Source organism: Micromonospora sp. NPDC048170 (genome assembly GCF_040652795.1).
Taxonomy (GTDB): Bacteria; Actinomycetota; Actinomycetes; order Mycobacteriales; family Micromonosporaceae; genus Micromonospora.
In genome coordinates this window covers 82,259-102,170 of sequence record NZ_JBEZMR010000020.1, presented here as the reverse complement: position 1 = coordinate 102,170, position 19,912 = coordinate 82,259, and the positions used below count along the sequence as shown (strand labels likewise).

The following is a 19,912-nucleotide window of genomic DNA, read 5'->3' as shown; positions in this document are numbered from 1 at the left end:
TCGACGCTAACGCGCGATGCTAGCTCCTGCAAGCAAAGTGCTAGCCGGAGTTAGCGACGTCTCATTTCGCGCTTGCGTCCCCGGTCGCCCCTTGCGTACCTTTCCGCCGTGACCAAGATCGAGGTAAACGGCGCCCTGCTCGCGTACGACGACACCGGCAGCGGCACGCCCGTCGTCCTGCTGCACGCCGGCATCGCCGACCGCCGGATGTGGCGGGAGCAGGTCGGCCCGCTGGCCGCGCGGCACCGGGTGATCGCCCTCGACCTGCGCGGCTACGGAGACTCCGAGCTACCGACGACCCCGTTCGCGCACCACGACGACGTGGCCGGGCTGCTCGACGCGCTCGGCATCCCCCGGGCCGCCCTGATCGGCTGCTCGTTCGGCGGCGCCGTGGCGATCGACACCGCGCTGGCCCACCCGGAGCGGGTGACCGCGCTCGCCCTCTTCGGCACCGCCGCCTCTGGCCACGAGTGGTCGGAGGAGGCGAACGACCTCTGGGACAGCCTCGTGGGCGAGGTCGACCCGGAGGACTTCGCCGCCAGCGCCGCCGGTGAGGTGCGGTTCTGGGTGGTCGGCCCGGGCCGCGAGCCGGCAGACGTCGACCCCGGGCTGCTCGCCTTCGCCGACGAGATGGACCAGCGGGCGCTCGCCGCCGAGCTGGCGCTCAGCGCGGTCGACGTCGCCGAACTCGACCCGCCGGCGATCGGACGTCTCGACGAGCTGCGGATGCCCGTCCTGGTCGGCGCGGGCACCGCGGACGTACCCGACATCAGCCGCCTCGCCGACCGGATCGCGGCCGAGGCCCCCCACGCGATCCGCCTGCCCGACGTGCCGGACGCCGGGCACCTGCTGCCGCTGGAGCGACCCGCCCCCGTCAACGCCGCCCTGCTCGACTTCCTCCCCTGACCCCTGACTCCACCACGATCAGGCAGGCTCCCGGCTCCGGGCTCCGGGCACCGGGCACCGGGCACCGGGCACCGGGCTCCGGGCACCGGGCTCCGGGCGATCATGAGGTTAGCGGCGATGTGGATCTCCACGACTACCGCCAACCTCATGATCAACGCGGAAAACCGGGGTCGGGCTGCGCTGGCTCCCGCCCCGGGCCAGGCCAGCGCACACCTCGCCGCGCTGGGCGACGGGACCGCTCCGGTGGGCCTCGCCGAGCGAGTCGCGGGCTGAACGTACGCCTGGTGAGGGACGGGCGCTTACCAGAGGGGGCGGACCGCGCCGACCGGGAGGCCGCCGCCGAAGATCGGCAGCTCGGCGTACTCGGCAAGCACCGGGGCGTCCGCCCCGAGCCGGCGCAGGGCGGAGACCAGCACCGGCATCCGGGCCCGGCCCGCGCCGTCGTCGATCTTGAGGGCGACCGCCCCGACCCCGGGCACCGCCGCGGCCACGACCCCCTCGGCGCCGATCTTGGCGAGCAGCCCGGGAACCCCGCGCATGAGCCGGCTGTCGTCGGCCCGCGTGCCACCGACCAGGTCCGGATGGGCGCGCATCGCGTCGGCCACCGTCCGCGTCACGGTGCCGGGCTCCGCCGAGACCAGCCGGAGGTACGCCCCGGCCAGGCCGGTCAGCGAGGCGGCGAGCACCGGGGCGCCGCAGCCGTCCACCCCGACCGCCTCGGCCCGCTCGCCGGTGAACTCCTCCACCGCGTCCCGCAGCCGCTGCTGCAACGGGTGCTCCGGACGCCAGTACCCGTCGAGCGGCCAGCCGGCGGCCAGGCAGGTCAGCAGCATCCCGCTGTGCTTGCCGGAGCAGTTCATCTGCGTACGGGTGGGCCCGCCGCCGGCTCGCAGCACGGCGGCCCGGGCCTCGTCACTCACGGGCAGGTCCGGCGGGCAGTGCAGGGCCGACTCGTCCAGCCCGGCGCGGGCCAGCAGCGCGCCGACCCGGGTCAGGTGGAAGTCCTCCCCGGCGTGGCTGGCCGAGACCAGCGCCACGTCTGCGGAATCGGTCAGCACCAGCCCGGCGCGGAGCATCCCGATCGCCTGCATCGGCTTGTTGGACGAGCGCGGGAAGACCGGGGAGGTCACGTCCCCGGCGCCGGCCACCGTCGCACCGGCGGCGTCGAGCACCACCACCGAACCCCGGTGCACGCCCTCGACGAACCCCGACCGGACCACCTCGGCGAGCGGCGCGCCGCCCTCGTACGTCTTTCCCACAGCGTGGACGGTACCGGCAGCACCGGCCATGCCCGGCAGGCGGGTGAGCAGGCCGTGGACGCCCCGGTGTACAGCAGCGCCGGCCCGGGTCGCCGCTTACCGGGTGGCGACCGGCACGCCGAGCAGGCCGCGCGCCTCGGCGGTGCTCAGCGGCGGCCGCTGGGCGAGCTGGGCGAAGCCGACCGCCCGGGCGACGAGCTGCATGTTGGACTCGACGGGACGGCCCTTGGCGTAGGTCACCGTGTCCTCCATGCCGACCCGCAGGTGCCCGCCGGCCGAGAGCGAGGCCAGCATGACCGGGATCGTGCTGCGGCCGACGCCGGTGGCCGAGAAGGTGGTGCCCTCGGGCAGGTCGCGCAGCGCCTGGTGGGCGGCGACCAGCGCCGTGGTGGTGCCCGGCATGCCGCCCGGCACGCCCATCACGAAGTCGACGTGCACGTGCCCGCCGGCCGGCAGGCCGTACTTGCCGAGCAGCCGTTGCAGGGCGGTCAGGTGGCCGAGGTCGAAGATCTCGTACTCGGGCACGATGCCGCGTTCCTGCATGCGGGTGTGCAGGTCGACGATGAACTCCCAACGGTTGAGGAAGACGTCGTCGCCGAAGTTGAGCGTGCCCATCGTGCAGGAGGCCATGTCCGGCCCGGCGTCGAGCACGGCGAGCCGGTCGGCCTCCGGATCGGTCACCGCGCCCCCGGAGGAGAGCTGCACGATCAGGTCGGTGCTCTCCCGCAGCGCCGCCACGGTCTCCCGCAACCGCCCCTGGTCCAGGCTGGGCTTCGCCTCGTCGTCGCGGATGTGGACGTGGATCACGGCGGCGCCGAGCGCCTCGCACTCCTTGGCGGTCAGCAGCAGCTCGTCGAGGGTCACCGGCAGCGCCGGCACCTCGGCCTTGGCCGACTCCGCGCCGGTGGGGGCAACCGTGATCAACGTCCCTGTCGTCATGCCGGCGATCCTAGTCCCGGCGGCCGGGCGGGCAGCACACCCGACGCGGTCAGGCCCGGAACACCCACCAGCGGTACGCGACGTAGTTGAGCACCGCGTTGACGGCCGTCGCGCCGGTCTTCGCCACCACGTAGGAGACGCCGAGCGCGGCGAACCCGGTCACCATCAGCAGCGTCAGGACGTAGTTCACCACGACCAGCGCCAGATAGCGGACGAACGCCGGGCCGGCCAGACCGGTGCTGCGGAAGGCGAACGCCCGGTTCAGGCCGAAGTTGAGCAACAGCGTCGAGCCGAACGCGAGCGTTGTCGCCACCGCGAGGGGAACCCCGAGCAGCCCGTGCAACACGACCAGCACACCAAGATCGAAAAGATAGCTCAACGCGCCGACCAGCAGAAAACGGCTGGCGCTGTGGGACCACACGGCCCGAGCGCCTACTCCCACTCGCGAACTGATAGCTGATACCTTCCTCCGGTCGCGGGATCCCGCGACATCCTGCCATCACCATGTGCATCCGGGAGTACGGGAGGAGCCCGATGTATCAGGGTCTGAAGGTCTGTGTCGTCGTGCCCGCGTACAACGAGGAAAAGTTGATCGCGCAGACGATCCGGGTCACCCCTGAGTTCGTCGATCATATCGTCGTCATCGACGACTGCAGCAGCGACGCCACCTCGGAGCGTGCCCGCGAGACCGGCGACACACGCCTCACGCTCATCCGGCACGAGGTGAACACGGGCGTGGGCGGCGCGATCTGCGACGGCCACCGGGAGGCACTGCGGCTGGGCTGCGACGTCTCGGTGGTGATGGCGGGCGACGCGCAGATGGATCCGGCCTACCTGCCGGCTCTGCTGGCCCCGATCGTGGACTCCACCGCGCTGTTCACCAAGGCGAACCGGTTCTATTCCGGGGATTCCTACCGGGGCATGCCGCCCTACCGGATCTTCGGCAACATCGTGCTGTCCTTCATGACCAAGCTGGCGTCCGGCTACTGGCATCTGTTCGATCCGCAGAACGGTTACACGGCGATTCACCGGACCGCCCTGGAACGGCTCGACCTGAACCGCGTCTCGAAGGACTACTCCTTCGAGAACGACCTGCTGATCAACCTCAACATCCTGCGGGTGCCGGCCTGCGACGTACCCATTCCCGCCGTGTACGGCGAGGAACTGTCGACGATGCGGATGCGCAAGGTCATCCCGTCGCTGCTGCGCCAGCTGACCCGTGGCCTGTTCCGGCGGATCCTGCTCAAGTACGTGGTCTTCTCGTTCTCCCCGATCGCCCTGCTGCTCCTGGCCGGGACGATGCTCATCGGCTTCGGCACGCTCGCCGGCGCCTGGGTGCTGGTGGAGACGCTCGGCCCGCCGGCCGCCAGCACGGGAAGCGTGCTGCTGTCGGCCCTGCCGTTCCTGACCGGGGTGCACTTCCTCATCAACGCCCTCATGCTCGACATCCAGGAGAGTCCCGACCGGCCCGCGGCGCCGATATCCCCGAGCCAGACCGGCCGCGACACCCCGCACCGCGAACAGCCCGGGTCCGGGTACGCCGCCCCCCGCCAGCCCGTCGACGGACCCGATTCCCGAAGCGTCGCCGACTCATCCAGCCGGAGCAACTCGTGACCACCTCCACGTCCGACCGTTCCACCGTCCGGTCCACGGATCCGGGCCAGGGCAGCGCGCGGCGCCGGGGCACCCGGCTGCTGCGCCGGCTGGCCGGGCCGGTACCCGGAGGTCACTGGCTGGTGGTGTACGGGCTGTTCGTGATCGGCTTCCTCTACTGGCACCGCTACGGCAAGCCGTGGACGGGCGACGCGCTCTACTACACGGCGATGACCTACCAGTACGCCGGCCACAGCCTGGAGGAGTCCCTTCGGCTCACCGGCGAGTACTTCAACGACCCCGACATCGGCCGGCTGCGGTACGGCTTCGAGGACCCGGTCATCTCCCCGCTGATCTACCCGCGGGTGGTGTACCCGGCCATGTCCGTGCCGTTCGTCATGCTGATCGGCGGGCACGGCATGTACGTGGTGCCGGCCCTGTCGGCGATCTTCGTGATCTGGGGCCTGATGCGGCTGCTCTCCCGGCTGTTCACCACCGGGATCGCGCTTGCCGTGACCAGCGTCTTCGTCCTGACCTTCGCGTTCCAGGAGTTCGGCACCGGCCTGTACACCGAGTCCCCCACGCTCGCCTTCATGGTGGGGGTGCTGCTCATGCTGCCGCTGGACGGCCGGCGCCGGTTCGGGCTCAAGGAGGCGGTCGCCTGCTCCGTCCTGGTCGTCCTGGTGGCTTTCTGCCGGCAGTCGGCCCCGGTGCTGGTGTCGGCGGTCTGCGGGGGCTGGCTCTGGTGGATGCTGCGGCACCGGCGGGTGCGGGGCAATCCGTGGCACCTGCCGGTGGCGGTGCTGCTGCCGGTGGGCCTGGCGGCGACCCTGTTCCTCCAGTGGTGGGCCCCGTACGACGTGGTCGACTGGTACGTGCGGGTGAACGGCGAGCCGGACGCCAGGACCGCCTTCGCCCACTTCCCGCAGATCTTCTGGAAGCTGACCCTGACGGACGCGGCCCAGTACTTCGTCCGGGACGCGGCGATGCTCGGGCTCTGGGCCGCCGGCATGATCGCCTGCCTCGCCCGGCCGCTGTCGGTACGAACGGGCATGCTGATCGGATCGCTCGGTCCGTCGATCCTGATCGCGACGTTGAACAGCAAGCCGAGTTCGTTCCGCTACTACGTCCCGATGTACCCGATCCTCATCCTCGCCGCAGCCGGGCTGCTCTACCACCTGCTGGTGCGTCCGTCCGCCACCTCGGCGGAGCCGGAGCCCGGCCTGGACGAGCCCGAGGCTCAGCCGGACCAGTTGGCCGGGCGCCCGGCGCCGGCCTGACCCGCCCCGGGACGGACCGCCCGTCGGTCCGTCCCGCCCGGCGGTCGCTCGGTCAGGCCGGATCGATGGCGGCGGCGGTCTCCCCCACCAGGAGGCGGGCGTCGTCGGCGACGTTGCGCTTCACCACGGCCAGGGCGACCTGGCCCAGCTCGTGGTGGTGCACGGCGGTGCCGACGAAGCCGATCGCCCGGCCGTCGAGGGTCACCGGCGTGCCGGCCACCGGCGGCTGGTCGGTGGTCACCCCGTCGAGGTGCAGCAGTACGAGCCGACGTGGCGGCCGGCCCAGGTTGTGCACCCGGGCCACGGTCTCCTGGCCCCGGTAGCAGCCCTTGTCGAGGTGCACGGCCGGGGCGATCAGGTCCACCTCGGCCGGGATCGTCCGGTGGTCGGTGTCCACCCCGACCCGGGCCCGCCGGGCGGCCACCCGCACCGCCTCGTACGCCCACAGCCCGGCGACCGGCACCCCGTTGCCCCGCAACTGCGTGACCACCTGCTCCATCGCGGCCCGGGGCACCAGCAGGTCCACGCCGAGCGGGCCCCGGCGGGCCCAGCCGCCCACGGGCAGCGGGCGCACGTCGTACAGCGCGGTCGGTCGTGGCGGCAGCTCGCCGGAGCGGAACTTCGGACCCGGCACCGCGACCACGTCGGGGGCCGCCAGCCCGGTCACGCCGAGCGTCTCCACCGCGGCGGGCGCCTCCGGCCCGACCAGGGAGAGGAGCGCGTGCTCGGGGGTCACATCACGTGGCTCGACCTTGCTGAAGAACCGCATCCGCTCCAGGTACGCCAGCAGCCCCCCGGTGGCGCCCGGCTCGGTGTCGAGCCAGGTGGTGACGCCGTCCTCGGCGACCATGGCGTGCTGCTCGACGTGCCCGTGCGGGGAGAGCACCAGCAGCTCGGTGCCCTGGCCTGCGCCGAGCTGCGCCAGGTGCTGGCTGGTGAGGGTGTGCAGCCAGCCGATCCGCTCCTCGCCCGGCACCGCCACGACGCCCCGGTGCGAGCGGTCGACCAGGCCCACCGCCGTGTCGAGGGTGCGCTGCTCACGCATCGGGTCGCCGTAGTGCGCCGCCACCGGCCGCACACCGGCCGCCGCGTGTGCCGGCTCGGGCTGGTCCCGGCTGGCCTCGTCGATGCTCTCGACGCTCACCGCTCCCGCGATGTCGATCATTTCCGGTCCCCGTTCTCGCAGCGGACGCAGACGCCGAAGAACGAGACGTGGCCGATGTCCACCCGGAACCCGCGTTGGCTCGCCACCTGGTCGGCCAGCGGGCGCAGCAGCTCCGGATCGATCTCGTCGATCGCGCCGCAGTCCCGGCAGACCAGGTGGACGTGCTGGTCCTCGCCGGCCGCGTGGTAGGTCGGCGAGCCGTGCGAGAGGTGGGTGTGGGTGACCAGGCCGAGCCGTTCCAGCAGCTCCAGCGTGCGGTAGATGGTGGTGATGTTCACCCCCGCGGCCACCTCCCGGACGGCCGTGTGCACCTGTTCCGGGGTGGCGTGCCCCAGATCCAGGACGGCCTGGAGGATCAGCTGCCGTTGCGCCGTCAGCCGCAGCCCACGGGCGCGGAGAATTTCCGCGAGGGAGGATTCGGACACCATCCGATCATAGTTCGCCCCGCCGCACCCGCCGTCGCCTCGACCGGTCCGCCGCTAGGCTCGGCGGTCATGGTGGCGTCGAGGATCGCCGTGCCGGGGCGCGGGCTGGTGCCCCCTGGAGCGCCGATGCTGCGTGGCGACGACCGGGGCGTACTGCACGGCGACGGGCTCTTCGAGACGATGCACCTGCGAGCCGGGCGGCCGTGGCTGCGCGACGCGCACCTGGCCCGGCTGGCCCGGGCGGCGGCGACCGTCGACCTGCCGCTGCCCGCCGCCGACGTGCTGGTCGAACTGCTGGACGCCGTCAGCGCCGGCTGGCCCGCCGAGGTGGAGGGGGCGCTGCGGCTGGTCTGCACCCGGGGCCCGGAGGGCGGCGGCCCGCCCAGCGCCTACGCCACGCTGGGCGAGGTGCCGGCGGCGGCCCGGTCGGCCCGCCGGAACGGGATCACCGTGGCGACCCTGCCGCTCGGCGTCGCGGCGCGAGCCCGCGCCGAACTCGACTGGCTGCCGGCCGGGATCAAGTCCACGTCGTACGCGGTGAGCACCGCCGCCCGCCGGTGGGCCGCCCGTGCCGGCGTGGACGACGCGCTCTGGGTCTCCTGCGACGGGTACGCGCTGGAGGGGCCCACGGCCAATCTCGTCTGGCTGAGCGGCGACGCCCTCTGCACGGTGCCCGCCGCCGAGACCGGCATCCTGCCGGGCGTGACCGCCGCCTGGCTCCTCGCCCACGCCCACGAACTCGGCCTGCGCGCCCAGGAGCGCCTGGTCACCCCGGCCGAACTGCGTGCCGCCGACGGCGTCTGGCTCAGCTCGTCCGTCCGCGGCCTCGCCGAGATTCGCACCCTGGACGCCGTCCCGCTGCGCCGCTCGCCGCGCACGCCCGCCCTCCAGTCCCTGCTGGGCTTCCCCCGCCCCTGACCGGCCCCGGTCCCATGGACGGGGCAGCTCGACAGCGTCCGCACAGGGGTGGTCAGGCAGGGGCGGTCAGCCCGCCGCCGGGTCAGGCGGGCGGGCAGACCGGACCGGGTCGATCAGCCCGCCACCCGGGTGAGGCGGGCGGAGAGGTGGGGAGAGAGGGGGTGGCCCACGGCGGCCATCTCCTGCGCGTAGAGCAGTGCGCCCTCGACGATGCCGAAGAGGCGGTGCCCTGCGGTGACCTCCTTGGCGGTCGACGTGCGGACCACCGCGTCGGTGACGAACTCGATCTGGGTGCCCTTGCGCCTGCCGATGTGCAGCTCCATCACCCCGGTGGGCACGGTCAGCAGCGCCTCCAGCTCGTCGGTGGCCTGGTCGCCGTCCATCACCGGCCGCCACCAGCCGACCTCACGACCCGCCGGGCGGACGGGCTGGCTCTGCTCGTCGAGGAGCCAGGCGCGCGACTCGTAGAACAGGAACGGCCGCCCGTCGTGGCTGATCCGGATCTCCTGCGCGAAGTCGAAGTCCTCGATGGTGGGAAAGCCACCCCGCCCCCGGCCGCGCCACACCCCGACGTACGGCAGCAGGCCGTCCAGCGCGGGGTGCAGCTTAGGGCCGACGCGCAGGTCGTGGCTCTCTTCGAAGGGGTACGGGTCGACCGGCGGCGCGTTCAGCCACGGCGGCGGCTGCATCGGATTGTCGTCGCTCACCAGTTGCCTCTCGATATGCGTACGGCCAGGTAGACCAGGCCACCGGCGAGCGCGCCCAGGCCGGCGACCAGCAGGCTGACGAACCCGATCTCGGTAACCATCGTGACCATCCTATGCTGGCCCCATGGCGCGCACTCTCATCGTCAAGGCCACCGCCGGCGCGGACGCCCCGGAGCGGTGCGCACAGGCGTTCACCGTCGCCGCCACCGCGGCCGCCGCCGGGGTGCACGTGTCCCTCTGGCTGACCGGGGAGTCGACCTGGTTCGCGCTGCCGGGTCGGGCGCAGGAGTTCGAGCTGCCCCACTCGGCCCCGCTGGCCGAACTGCTGCATGTGATCCTCACCACCGGCACGGTGACCGCCTGCACCCAGTGCGCCGCCCGGCGGGACATCGGGCCGGACGACGTGCTGCCCGGGGTCCGCATCGCCGGCGCCGCGGTCTTCGTCGAGGAGTCGATGGCCGAGGGTGCCCAGGCCCTGGTCTACTGACCGGCGCCCGCCGGCCGTCCACAGTCGGCGCGGCCTCTCCGCGAGCCTGAGGAGCCCGAACCGACCCGGCGGCTCGGGGCGAATGCCTACGATTCGGATGTGACCGAGGCCACGGAGCGGTTCTTCGAATCACTGCCGGCACGCGCCCCGGGGGTGCTGCGCAGCCCTGTCAGCGGGACGATGCAGATCGACCTCTCGCACAACAACCAGACGACGCACTGGCTGGTCCACCTCAGCCCGGGCGCGATCGACGTGAGCCGCGACCGGGGGCCGGCCGACGCGATCTGGTACACCAGCGAGGACCTGTTCGACAGGCTCGTCACCGGCCGGGCCCAGGCGATCTCGTCGGTGCTGCGCAACGAGAGCAGCTTCAGCGGCGACGTCGTGCTCTTCCTGCTGTTCCGGCGGTTCTTCCCCGACCCGCCCGGCACCCGCGACCCCCGCGAGGTCGCCCGCGCAGAGGCCGGGCGGCTGCGGTGAAGGACCTGGTCAGCATCCTCGACGGCAACACCTTCCTGGTCAGCGACCGGCGCGGCGACATCGAACCGTCGCTCGACTTCCCGACCGGGTTCTTCTCGTTCGACACCCGGTTCCTCTCCACCTGGCTGTTGACCCTCGACGGCGAACGGTTGCACGCCCTCTCCGTCGACGACGCCGAGTCCTTCCGCACCCGGTTCTTCCTCGTCCCGGGCGAGCCGACCCACTACCTGGACGCGAAGGTCTCGGTGATCCGCAGTCGGGCCATCAGCAACAGCCTGGTGGAGGAACTGACCCTGCTCAACCACTCCGGGGCGGAGACCGAGTTCGTCGTCCACCTCGACATCGCCGCCGACTTCGCGGACCTGTTCGAGATCAAGGACGTGCAGCAGAAGCACGGCCACACCACCGCCACCGTCGGCGACAACGAGCTCCGTCTCACCTACCGCCGGGAGGGGTTCCACCGCGAGACGGTGATCAGCACCAGCGCGCCCGCACACATCGAGGTCTCCAGCATGACCTTCCGGGTGCGGGTCGCCCCGCACGGCGAGTGGACCACCCAGCTGCACGTGGCCACCCTCATCTACGGGGCCAGGGGCGAGGACATCCGGGCCAGCCTGCCGCTGCACGGAAGCAGCCGCGGCCCGGACGCGATCCGGGCCGAGCAGGACGAACTGATCGCCCGGGCGCCGAAGCTCGGCTGCGACTGCGAGCCGCTGGCCGGGGCGTACCGGCAGAGCCTCAACGACCTGGCGGCGCTGCGCTACGAGTCGATCACCCTCGGCGTACGGCTGTTGGCGGCCGGGCTGCCGTGGTTCATGACCCTCTTCGGCCGGGACAGCCTCATCACCTCACTCCAGCTGATGCCCTTCCTGCCGGAACTGGTCCCGCCGACGCTGATGATCCTGGCCGGCCTACAGGGGCACCGGATCGACGACTTCCGGGACGAGGAGCCGGGCAAGATCCTGCACGAGCTGCGCTACGGCGAGACGGCGGGCTTCGAGGAGCAGCCCCACTCGCCGTACTACGGGTCGGCCGACTCCACCCCGCTCTTCGTCATCCTGCTCGACGAGTACGAGCGGTGGACCGGCGACGCCCACCTGGTCCTACGGCTGGAGGCCCACACCCGTGCCGCGCTCGACTGGATCGACACGTACGGGGACCTGCTCGGCACCGGATATCTCTCCTACCAGACCCGGAACCCGGAGACCGGGCTGCAGAACCAGTGCTGGAAGGACTCCTGGGACGGGATCTCCTACCGCGACGGCCGGCTGCCCGGCTTCCCGCGCGCCACCTGCGAACTCCAGGGCTACGCCTACGACGCGAAGATCCGTGGCGCCCGGCTGGCCCGGACGATCTGGGGCGACCCCACGTACGCCGACCGGCTGGAACGGGAGGCCGCCGAGCTGAAGATCCGGTTCAACCGGGACTTCTGGATCCCGGAACGGGAGTACTACGCGCTCGCGCTCGACGCCGAGGGGCAGCAGGTCGACGCGCTCAGCTCGAACATCGGGCACCTGCTCTGGAGCGGCATCGTGGACGAGTCACGGGCCGGACGGATCGCCGAGCACCTGGTGGGCCCGCGGCTCTTCTCCGGCTGGGGGGTGCGGACCCTCGCCGACGACCAGGGGCGGTACAACCCGGTCGGCTACCACGTCGGGACGGTCTGGCCGTTCGACAACTCGATCATCGCCTGGGGGCTGTGGCGGTACGGGTTCCGCAGGGAGGCCGGGCAGATCTGCGACGCGATGGTGAACGCGTCCCGGTTCTTCGGCGGGCGGCTGCCGGAGGCCTTCGCCGGCTACGAGCGGGGCCTCACCGAGTATCCGGTGGAGTATCCCACCGCGTGCAGCCCGCAGGCCTGGTCGGCGGGCACGCCGCTGCTGCTGCTCCGGGTGATGCTGGGCCTGGAGCCGCAGAACGAACACCTGATCATCGATCCCGCCGTGCCCGAGGGGATGGGGCGGGTCGAACTGCTCGACATCCCCGGCCGCTGGGGCCACGTCGACGCCCTCGGCCGCAGCCGCACCCCGCACGACCACCCGCGTAGACGCTGAGCGACGGCTCAGGCAACGGGGCCGCGGACACGCCCGTCCCGCCCGGTCACCGGCCCACGGGTCAGGCCGCGCAGCCGGTGCTCGCGGAGAGGACGACCAGGTCGCCCGAGAGGTCGGCGACGACGGTGACCGGGCCGCGACGGTAGGCGTACGCCTGCGGGTCGTCCAGCACCGGGACACGGGCGACGGGGGCCAGGGCGGCGGCCGGGGACGTCGGGGCCGGGAAGCCGGCGGAGCGGACCGTGCGGGCGGTGCCGCCGCCGGGGCAGGGCGCGGCGACCGGCTCGGCGGCCGGAGCGGCCGGCCCGCCAAGGGCCCGCAGCGCCTCCGCGAGGGCGTCGGCCTCCGCGCCGGCAGCACCGATCGCGGGTACGGCGTAGCCGTCGCCGACCGGCCGGCAGCCGGTGTCGGCGGTCAGCCGGACCCGGCCGTCCCCCTCGACCCCGCCGGAGACGGTCACGAACTCGCCCGCGTCGGCGCGCAGCCGGGGGCCGTCCGAGGTGACCCGGACCCCGGCCCGCCAGCCCGCCGGCAGCCGGTCGGCGACCTGCTCCAGCAGCGCCCGTTCCCCGCCCGCCGCGACGAAGACGTCCACGCCGCGCGACAGGTCGGCGCCGTCGGCGAACGGGGTGACCCGGCAGCCCCGATCCACCTCGGGCGGGGTCAGCACGGCGGTGTCGCCGGCCGCCGCGACCAGTTCGCCGACCGCGCGGTCGATGACCGGACCGGCCTCGGACAGGCTGCGCTGCTCGCGGACCGTCGGCGGGTCGTCCCGCACCGAGATCCAGGTCAACGCCCCCAACAGCACCGCCCACGCCACGCTGGCGGCGAGCAGCCAGCGCCACCACCGCCGGGAGGTCGCCGGCTGGTCGGGACCGGTAGGCGGGGCCTGCCCCGCCGCTTCCACGCCGTTCACGGGGGCCATCGTGTCACGCCCGTCCAGCCACGCCCGGACATGGTCGTGGCCCGCCACCTGTGCAGGGGACGGGCCACGGACCGATCAGAGCGTGGGTCAGGAGGCGACCGTGACGGCCACCTCGTTGATGCCCCGGGCGGCGGTCACGGCGGTGTCGCCGTTGCCGTGCCGGGAGAGCGCCCGCAGGGTCCAGGCCCCCGGCGCGGCGAAGAACCGGAACTGGCCGGCCGGCGAGGTCACCACCTCGGCGGTGAACTCACCGGTCGAGTCGAGCAGCCGGACGTACGCGCCCGGAACGGCCTCGCCCGCGTCGGAGCGGACGACACCGGTGATCACGGTCTCCTTCTCCAGGTCCAGGCTCGCGGGAAGCGGGGCGGCCTGGTCGGGAGCTGCGCAGCCGGCAGCGGTGGGTGCAGTCATGGCTCAGGCCTCCCCGGGCTCGTCGCCGAGCGCCACCGGCACGCCGACCAGCGAGCCGTACTCGGTCCAGGATCCGTCGTAGTTCTTCACGTTGCGGTGGCCGAGCAGCTCCTGGAGCACGAACCAGGAGTGCGAGGAGCGCTCGCCGATCCGGCAGTACGCGATGGTCTCGCGGCTGTCGTCCAGGCCGGCGTCGGCGTAGATCCTGCGCAGCTCGTCGTCGGACTTGAAGGTGCCGTCCTCGTTGGCCGCCTTGGACCACGGCACGCTGATCGCCGTGGGGATGTGCCCGGCCCGCTGCGCCTGCTCCTGCGGCAGGTGGGCGGGGGCGAGCAGCCGGCCGGCGAACTCGTCGGGGCTGCGCACGTCGACGAGGTTCTTGGTGCCGATGGCGGCCACCACCTCGTCGCGGAAGGCCCGGATCGAGGTGTCCGGCTCCTGCGCCACGTACTGCGTCGCGGGGCGGGTCACCGCGTCCGTGACCAGCGGACGGGCGTCGAGCTCCCACTTCTTGCGACCGCCGTCGAGCAGCTTCACGTCGCCGTGGCCGTAGAGCTTGAAGTACCAGTACGCGTACGCGGCGAACCAGTTGTTGTTGCCGCCGTAGAGGATGACGGTGTCGTCGTTGCTGATGCCCCGCTCGGAGAGCAGCGCCTCGAACTGGCTCTTGTTGACGAAGTCCCGACGCACCTGGTCCTGGAGGTCGGTCTTCCAGTCCAGCTTGATCGCACCGGCGATGTGGCCGGTGTCGTAGGCCGAGGTGTCCTCGTCGACCTCGACGAAGACGACGCCCGGGGCGTCGAGGTTCTTCTCGGCCCAGTCGGCCGAGACGAGTGCGGTGTCGCGACTCATCAGATCACTCCCTGGTGAGGATGAATGGTGAACCAGCACGAGGCATCGAAGGTCATGACGATCGCACCACGCGCAGGATCCACCGTATGGACGGATCACGTGTTCGTGCGACGGCGCCGCTGCCGGGCGTTGAAAGAGAGCACGGGAGAAGAAAGATCCCCTGCGTGCGGATGGCCGCTAGGCGGCCGAGGACAGCCCCGCCGTCAGATGACGGGGCGACACAGACAGGTGGCCACGCGGCACAGGTCGACCGCGCGCCGTTTGGTGAGGAGCGTCCCCATGAGCAGGGAGCCTACCAGCCGGGCGCGGGTACGCCACCAGGCCGACCCAGCATCCGGGACGCCGCCGGTCGGCACCCGCGTCAGCCGGCGGTGGAGTTGATCGGCACGTTCCTGGCGTCCGCGGTGACGGCCAGCCCCTCGGGCAGCGGTCGGACCTCCCGGACGGCGAGCTGGAACGGCAGCTCGGGCAGGGGCACGTCGACGGAGATGCTGCGGGCGTAGTTGTTCAACAGCGTCCGGGCCAGCGGCAGGTTCGGCAGTCCCTCGGCGGTCAGGTCGTTGAAGCGCAGCGCCACCTGCCCCTCCTTGCCGACCGTGATGTCGGCGGTGCCGGTCACGGTGAGCCGCTGGCCGAGGATGTCGACCGGCGCGGTGACGGCGAGCCGCCCGTTCTGCTCGCCGAGGGCCAGCCCCGGCCGGTCGAGCAGCTTGGCGAGGCTGTCGTAGCTGATGGTGCCCGTCCCGTCGACCGTCTCGGCGACCACGTCGCCCTGGCCCGAGCGGATGGTGTCCAGCGAGGCCCGCACGTTCCGGGCGTCGACGTCGAGCTTCGGCAGCGCGACCGCGTCACCCCGCACCGAGCCCTGCACGTCGCGCAGCGCGATGGAGATGCGCTCGTAACGGCCGTCGAGCACCTGGGTGAGGAACGGGATGCCGCCCACCTCCACCTCCGGTGCCGAGGACTGCGCCCCCTGCTTGGCGATCTCCTGCCGGACCTGGTCGGCGATGGCGCGCTCCGCCACCCCGACCGCGACCCGGTCGGCCACCACGATCAGGCCACCCAGGACCAGCAGCAGCACGACGAGGGTGATGAGCACCTTGCGCCCACGTCGCCGGGGCCGCACGTCGTACGTCTCGTCCTGCACGCCGCCTCCTTCTCGTCAGTGCCGAGGATGCCGCGAAGCGGCCAACCGGTGGTACCCGAACGGGGAAAGCCTCAATCTCCGGGTCAGAGAACGAGCTTGCACATGGCGTACGCGGCCGGTGCGGCCAGGGCGAAGCCGCCGAGCGGCCCCTGCAGGTGCCGGGCCACCCACATGGTCGGTGGCTCCCCCGCCATCAGCCGGCCCGCCTCGGCGTAGTTGACGGCGAGGTCGGCCAGCACGGCGGCGACCGCCGCGACCAGCCCGATGATCGCGGCCCGGGTCGGGGTGAAGGGCGTCACCAGGTAGCTGCCGAGTGCGGCGCTGACCAGCGTGCCGACCATCGCGCCGGCGACCACGCCGGCCGCGCCCCGGGGCACCTGGGGGGCGAGCCGCGGCCACGGCGCCACCGCGTCGGTCAGCCGGGCGACGGTGATCGCGACCGCGCTGGCGGTGAGGCAGACCGTGATGGCCTGGGTGCCCGCCGGGATCCGGCTGAGCACGATCAGGGTGGCGAAGGCGACGACGCCGACCACGATCAGCAGGGTGCTGCCGAGCGAGTCGGTCACCCGCACCCGGTCGACCCGCCGGACGAGTTGGCTGAGCACGCCGAGGGCGAAGCCGCCCGCCGCGACGTAGCCCAGCGGCGCCAGGCCGGCGATGTCCGTCTGCACGGCCGCGACGTCGGCCGCCACCGCGGCGGCGACGCTGACCAGGGCGACCAGCAGCAGCGCGGGCGGACGGATGGCCATCGTCCAGGCCAGCACGAAGAGCAGTTGCACGCCGAAGATGATGAACGCGAAGGGCAGCCGGTGCCCCGGGCCGGAGGTCTGCGCCCCGAGCACCAGACCCACCCCGAGCAGGACGGCGAACCCGGCGACGGTCAGCGCGAGCGAGCGGCGCACCTCGACCGGCTCCACCAGTTCGTCGTCCGGCTCGTCGTCCAGCTCGTCGTCGGGACGGCGGGCCGGCGAGCCGTCCCGCCGGGCGCGGCGCGGTCCACCACGCTCCCGGCGCTCGCCGTCGTCGTCGGGAGCAGGCCCGGTGCGCGGCGCTGGCGGCTGGCCACGGGACGGGCCGGAGGGCCCGGGACTGGGCCCGTCGGGCCACTGGTCGCGACCGGTCTCGGGCGAGCTGGAGGGAAACACGCCCCGATCGTGCCAGACCCGCGAGCCGACGCGGGGATCACGGTTTCGGCAACGTTAAAACCTGGAGCGCAGTCATGGGCAAGTCGGACAAACAGGAAAGAGCGCGGAGGTGCGGCCGGGGCGATCGGTTAGGCTCAGGCCGTTACCCGCCCGTCAGCGACGCCGGGACCCACGCAAGTTCATCAGCGTCACACCCCGCCGCGGAGTGCGCTGGTCGCGCGCGGCCGACGGCCGCCGGGACGGAGGTGATCGTGGAGATCCTGCTGCTGGTGACCGCGCGCGCAGGCGAACCATCCGCAGTGTTGCCGGCACTCGACCTGCTGCCGCACTCGGTCCGCACCGCACCCCGCGACGTCCGCACCCTGGTCGCCGGCCCCAGTCCGGACGCGGTGCTGGTCGATGCCCGCTCCGAGCTGAGCGAGGCCCGGGCGACCTGCCGGATGCTGCACGCCACCGGGCTCGGGGTGCCGCTGGTCGCGGTGGTCACCGAGGCCGGCCTGATCGCGCTCAACGCCGACTGGGGCGTCGACGACGTCATCCTCGCCTCTGCCGGCCCGGCCGAGGTGGAGGCCCGACTGCGGCTCGCCGTCGGGCGGCTGAGCAACGCCACCGCCGGGGCCGGCGGCTCGATCCGCGCCGGGGAGCTGACGATCGACCCCGACACCTACGCCGCGAAGCTCAAGGGCCGGCCGCTCGATCTCACCTACAAGGAGTTCGAGCTGTTGAAGTTCCTGGCCCAGCACCCGGGCCGGGTGTTCACCAGGGACCAGCTCCTGCGCGAGGTCTGGGGCTACGACTACTTCGGCGGCACCCGCACCGTCGACGTGCACGTCCGACGGCTGCGCGCCAAGCTCGGCTCCGAGTACGAGTCGATGATCGGCACGGTGCGGCAGGTGGGTTACAAGTTCGTCGTACCGCCCTCCCGGTCGCTGCCGGAGAGCGAGCGCGCGCCCCTGCCGGTCTGACTCCCCACTCCTTCGGGGACCCTTTCGCTTATGCCCGTTCTGCGCAGCTCGCCGGTTCTATTCTGACTGCCGGGTTTGCGACAAAAAGGGGGCGGCGGCGTGCGCATCGACCACGGGGGCGGCAGCGAATCGACACGGACGGGTCCCCTGATCCGGGACCCCTCGGCCGCACGCACCGTCGGTCTCGTCGTGCTGGTCGTCGTCGCGCTGCTCGGCACCGCGTACGCCCTCGGGCGCAGCCTGGTCCCCGACCGGTCTGCGTCCCGGTCCAACGTGACCACCAGCGCCACCGGCCCGCACTACACCGACCAGCCGCCGGCCGACGGCACCGCGCGGCACACGCCGACGGGCGGTCCGAGCACCGGTCCGGCGGAGACCGGGCAGGACGGCGGGGCCAGCCCGAGTGGCACGCCGTCGCCCGGCGGCCCGTCCGACGGGCCGTTCGGCGCACAGACCACCAGCGGCACCTCGCTGGTCGCGCTGACCTTCGACGACGGGCCGGATCCGCAGTACACCCCGCAGGTGCTCGCCCTGCTCCGCGAGCACCAGGTACGCGCCACCTTCTGCGTGGTCGGCGAGAACGCGCAGGCCCACCCGGACCTGATCCGGGCCATCGCCGCCGAGGGGCACACCCTGTGCAACCACAGTTGGAGCCACGACGTCGCCCTCGGCAGCAGATCGGCGGCCGCCATCCGGTCGGACCTGCTGCGCACCAGCGAGGCGATCCGGGCGGCGGTGCCCGACGCGCCGATCGCGTACTACCGGCAACCCGGTGGTGCCTGGACGGGCCGGATCGTGTCGGTGTCCCAGGAACTCGGCATGACCGCGCTGCACTGGACCGTGGACCCGGCGGACTGGGAGGTGCCGGGAGCCAGCCGGATCGCGGCCACGGTCGTCTCGGGCGTCGTACCCGGTTCGGTCGTGCTGCTGCACGACGCCGGCGGCGACCGACAGGGCACGGTGGACGCGCTGCACCGCATCCTGCCGGCCCTGACCAGCCGGTTCAAGGTGGAGGCGCTGCCGAGCGGGGGGACGTGAGCCGGCGTGTCGACAGCGCGGCGAGCCGGGGCCGCCGACAGCGACCGACGTCGCCGGAAAGCGCTCACGGGGCGTGGTCCCGCCGGCCGGCGACGGCCGCGTCACGGCGACCGGTCCGAGCGCGACGGGGCCGTGGGGCGGGGGCCGAACGGACTACGGTGACGGGATGAGCAACCCCGAACCGAGCAGCGGCCGGGTGACCCGGGTCGACCGTCTCAGCCCCACGGAGATCGCCGACGTGACGGCCCTCGCCCGGGCCGCCGGCGACGCGGACGGGGCTGACCCGTTCGACGAGCACGTCCTGCTGCGGCTCCGCGACCCGGACGCGCTCTCGGTGCACCTGACCGCCCGGGCGGACGACGGCACGCTGGCCGGGTACGCACACCTGGACACCACCGAGGCGGCCACGGGGGTCGGGGTGGAACTGGTGGTGCACCCGGCGTACCGGCGGCGCGGGACCGGACGGGCGCTGGCCCGGGGCGTCCTGGCGGCGGCCGACGGCCCGCTGCGGGTCTGGGCGCACGGCGACCACCCCTCGGCCGCCGCGCTCGCCGTCGACCTGGGCCTGCGCCGGGCCCGGGTGCTCTGGCAGCTGCGCCGGCCGCTGACCGCCCCGATCCCCGACCCCGGTCTGCCGGACGGGGTGACGCTGCGCGCGTTTCGGCCGGGCACCGACGACGACGAGTGGCTGGCGCTCAACGCGAAGGCCTTCGCCGAGCACCCGGAACAGGGCCGCTGGTCCCCCGCCGACCTGCGGGTACGCCTCGACGAGCCGTGGTTCGACCCGGAGGGCTTCCTGCTCGCCGTGGACGGCTCCACCGGCCGGCTGCTCGGCTTCCACTGGACGAAGGTCCACGAACGACCCGGGTCGGCCCGGATCGGCGAGGTCTACGTCCTCGGCGTGGACCCGTCGGCGCACCGCGGCGGGCTGGGCCGGGTGCTGACGGCGGCCGGCCTGGCATACCTGCGGGACCGGCGGGGCCTGGACCGGGTCATGCTCTACGTCGACGAGTCGAACACGGCCGCGGTGGCGCTCTACGAGCGGCTCGGCTTCGCCCGCTGGTCGGCGCACGTCAACTACCAGTCGGCCTGACGGCGGCACGGCCCGGGTCGCGGCGGCCCGGGCCGTGGCGGCCCGGGCCGTGGCGTCAGGGCGGCCCGGACCGTGGTGTCAGGGCGGCCCGGCCGTGGCGGCCCGGGCGCGCCGGCAGGAAGG

Annotated in this window: 24 protein-coding genes; 11 read left to right on the top strand and 13 right to left on the bottom strand. The window is 73.1% G+C overall.

Annotated elements, in window-relative coordinates:
* Positions 1 to 108 precede the first annotated feature (108 nt).
* Positions 109 to 906 (top strand): alpha/beta hydrolase, encoded by a 798-nt coding sequence (locus tag AB0D32_RS22705; protein WP_357093458.1) that lies wholly within the window; start codon positions 109 to 111, stop codon positions 904 to 906.
* 117 nt (positions 907 to 1,023) lie between these two features.
* A complete protein-coding gene (locus AB0D32_RS22700; protein WP_357093455.1) occupies positions 1,024 to 1,179 on the top strand; it encodes a hypothetical protein in 156 nt (51 codons plus the stop codon).
* A 26-nt stretch (positions 1,180 to 1,205) separates the two neighbouring features.
* Here AB0D32_RS22700 and AB0D32_RS22695 read toward each other — a convergent pair whose 3' ends face one another.
* The 3 genes from AB0D32_RS22695 to AB0D32_RS22685 form a co-directional block, all read right to left on the bottom strand.
* Positions 1,206 to 2,195, bottom strand: coding sequence for an asparaginase (locus tag AB0D32_RS22695; protein ID WP_357093452.1), 990 nt, complete (start codon positions 2,193 to 2,195; stop codon positions 1,206 to 1,208).
* A 66-nt stretch (positions 2,196 to 2,261) separates the two neighbouring features.
* Positions 2,262 to 3,104, bottom strand: coding sequence for a 3-keto-5-aminohexanoate cleavage protein (locus tag AB0D32_RS22690; protein ID WP_357093449.1), 843 nt, complete (start codon positions 3,102 to 3,104; stop codon positions 2,262 to 2,264).
* A 49-nt stretch (positions 3,105 to 3,153) separates the two neighbouring features.
* Entirely contained in the window at positions 3,154 to 3,525 is a 372-nt protein-coding gene (locus tag AB0D32_RS22685) for a GtrA family protein (RefSeq protein ID WP_357093447.1), read from the bottom strand.
* 113 nt (positions 3,526 to 3,638) lie between these two features.
* On the opposite strand from AB0D32_RS22685, the gene AB0D32_RS22680 reads away from it, so the two are divergent.
* Both AB0D32_RS22680 and AB0D32_RS22675 read left to right on the top strand, forming a co-directional pair.
* Positions 3,639 to 4,718 carry a glycosyltransferase family 2 protein gene (locus tag AB0D32_RS22680; protein ID WP_357093444.1) on the top strand — a complete coding sequence of 360 codons (1,080 nt, stop codon included), beginning with the start codon at positions 3,639 to 3,641 and terminating at the stop codon, positions 4,716 to 4,718.
* Complete coding sequence (locus tag AB0D32_RS22675; protein ID WP_357093441.1) at positions 4,715 to 5,977, top strand: hypothetical protein; 1,263 nt, start codon at positions 4,715 to 4,717, stop codon at positions 5,975 to 5,977. The genes AB0D32_RS22680 and AB0D32_RS22675 overlap by 4 nt, the downstream gene beginning before the upstream one ends.
* Positions 5,978 to 6,029: 52 nt before the next feature.
* Here AB0D32_RS22675 and AB0D32_RS22670 read toward each other — a convergent pair whose 3' ends face one another.
* Positions 6,030 to 7,142 carry a folate-binding protein gene (locus AB0D32_RS22670; protein ID WP_357093438.1) on the bottom strand — a complete coding sequence of 371 codons (1,113 nt, stop codon included), beginning with the start codon at positions 7,140 to 7,142 and terminating at the stop codon, positions 6,030 to 6,032.
* Positions 7,139 to 7,570, bottom strand: coding sequence for a Fur family transcriptional regulator (locus tag AB0D32_RS22665; RefSeq protein ID WP_357093435.1), 432 nt, complete (start codon positions 7,568 to 7,570; stop codon positions 7,139 to 7,141). The genes AB0D32_RS22670 and AB0D32_RS22665 overlap by 4 nt, the downstream gene beginning before the upstream one ends.
* Positions 7,571 to 7,636: 66 nt before the next feature.
* Between AB0D32_RS22665 and AB0D32_RS22660 the strand changes: the two genes are divergently transcribed.
* The gene (locus AB0D32_RS22660; RefSeq protein WP_357093432.1) at positions 7,637 to 8,485 is read left to right on the top strand and encodes an aminotransferase class IV; all 849 of its coding nucleotides are present in this window, start codon (positions 7,637 to 7,639) and stop codon (positions 8,483 to 8,485) included.
* A 113-nt stretch (positions 8,486 to 8,598) separates the two neighbouring features.
* On the opposite strand, the gene AB0D32_RS22655 is transcribed toward AB0D32_RS22660, so the two are convergent.
* Together AB0D32_RS22655 and mtfM are read right to left on the bottom strand one after the other, a co-directional pair.
* Entirely contained in the window at positions 8,599 to 9,192 is a 594-nt protein-coding gene (locus AB0D32_RS22655) for an FABP family protein (protein ID WP_357093429.1), read from the bottom strand.
* Positions 9,189 to 9,293: a small membrane protein MtfM gene (mtfM, locus tag AB0D32_RS22650; RefSeq protein ID WP_266320062.1), complete on the bottom strand. Its 105-nt coding sequence runs from the start codon at positions 9,291 to 9,293 to the stop codon at positions 9,189 to 9,191. The genes AB0D32_RS22655 and mtfM overlap by 4 nt, the downstream gene beginning before the upstream one ends.
* A gap of 23 nt (positions 9,294 to 9,316) precedes the next feature.
* On the opposite strand from mtfM, the gene AB0D32_RS22645 reads away from it, so the two are divergent.
* The 3 genes from AB0D32_RS22645 (at position 9,317) to AB0D32_RS22635 (ending at position 12,213) form a co-directional block, all read left to right on the top strand.
* Positions 9,317 to 9,679, top strand: coding sequence for a DsrE family protein (locus AB0D32_RS22645; RefSeq protein WP_357093425.1), 363 nt, complete (start codon positions 9,317 to 9,319; stop codon positions 9,677 to 9,679).
* A 99-nt stretch (positions 9,680 to 9,778) separates the two neighbouring features.
* Positions 9,779 to 10,159 (top strand): SCP2 sterol-binding domain-containing protein, encoded by a 381-nt coding sequence (locus tag AB0D32_RS22640; protein ID WP_357093422.1) that lies wholly within the window; start codon positions 9,779 to 9,781, stop codon positions 10,157 to 10,159.
* Entirely contained in the window at positions 10,156 to 12,213 is a 2,058-nt protein-coding gene (locus AB0D32_RS22635) for a glycogen debranching N-terminal domain-containing protein (protein ID WP_357093420.1), read from the top strand. Before AB0D32_RS22640 ends, AB0D32_RS22635 begins: the two co-directional genes overlap by 4 nt.
* Before the next feature lie 61 nt (positions 12,214 to 12,274).
* On the opposite strand, the gene AB0D32_RS22630 is transcribed toward AB0D32_RS22635, so the two are convergent.
* The 6 genes from AB0D32_RS22630 to AB0D32_RS22605 form a co-directional block, all read right to left on the bottom strand.
* Positions 12,275 to 13,138, bottom strand: a complete 864-nt coding sequence (locus AB0D32_RS22630) for a hypothetical protein (protein WP_357093523.1) — start codon at positions 13,136 to 13,138, stop codon at positions 12,275 to 12,277.
* Between the two features lie 87 nt (positions 13,139 to 13,225).
* Positions 13,226 to 13,549, bottom strand: coding sequence for a DUF1416 domain-containing protein (locus AB0D32_RS22625; protein ID WP_132230747.1), 324 nt, complete (start codon positions 13,547 to 13,549; stop codon positions 13,226 to 13,228).
* Between the two features lie 3 nt (positions 13,550 to 13,552).
* Positions 13,553 to 14,401, bottom strand: a complete 849-nt coding sequence (locus AB0D32_RS22620; protein ID WP_357093416.1) for a sulfurtransferase — start codon at positions 14,399 to 14,401, stop codon at positions 13,553 to 13,555.
* Positions 14,402 to 14,604: 203 nt separating this feature from the next.
* Positions 14,605 to 14,682 carry an Ms5788A family Cys-rich leader peptide gene (locus AB0D32_RS22615; protein WP_311202345.1) on the bottom strand — a complete coding sequence of 26 codons (78 nt, stop codon included), beginning with the start codon at positions 14,680 to 14,682 and terminating at the stop codon, positions 14,605 to 14,607.
* Positions 14,683 to 14,762: 80 nt separating this feature from the next.
* Positions 14,763 to 15,548 (bottom strand): DUF2993 domain-containing protein, encoded by a 786-nt coding sequence (locus tag AB0D32_RS22610; protein WP_357093414.1) that lies wholly within the window; start codon positions 15,546 to 15,548, stop codon positions 14,763 to 14,765.
* Positions 15,549 to 15,631: 83 nt separating this feature from the next.
* On the bottom strand, positions 15,632 to 16,693 hold the full coding sequence (locus tag AB0D32_RS22605) for a hypothetical protein (protein WP_357093411.1): 1,062 nt from the start codon (positions 16,691 to 16,693) through the stop codon (positions 15,632 to 15,634).
* Positions 16,694 to 16,938: 245 nt separating this feature from the next.
* On the opposite strand from AB0D32_RS22605, the gene AB0D32_RS22600 reads away from it, so the two are divergent.
* From AB0D32_RS22600 to mshD, 3 genes are all read left to right on the top strand, one after another.
* The gene (locus AB0D32_RS22600) at positions 16,939 to 17,658 is read left to right on the top strand and encodes a response regulator transcription factor (RefSeq protein ID WP_357093408.1); all 720 of its coding nucleotides are present in this window, start codon (positions 16,939 to 16,941) and stop codon (positions 17,656 to 17,658) included.
* A 147-nt stretch (positions 17,659 to 17,805) separates the two neighbouring features.
* On the top strand, positions 17,806 to 18,696 hold the full coding sequence (locus AB0D32_RS22595; protein WP_357093520.1) for a polysaccharide deacetylase family protein: 891 nt from the start codon (positions 17,806 to 17,808) through the stop codon (positions 18,694 to 18,696).
* 166 nt (positions 18,697 to 18,862) lie between these two features.
* Positions 18,863 to 19,789, top strand: a complete 927-nt coding sequence (gene mshD, locus AB0D32_RS22590; protein WP_357093405.1) for a mycothiol synthase — start codon at positions 18,863 to 18,865, stop codon at positions 19,787 to 19,789.
* The last annotated feature ends 123 nt before the right edge of the window (positions 19,790 to 19,912 follow it).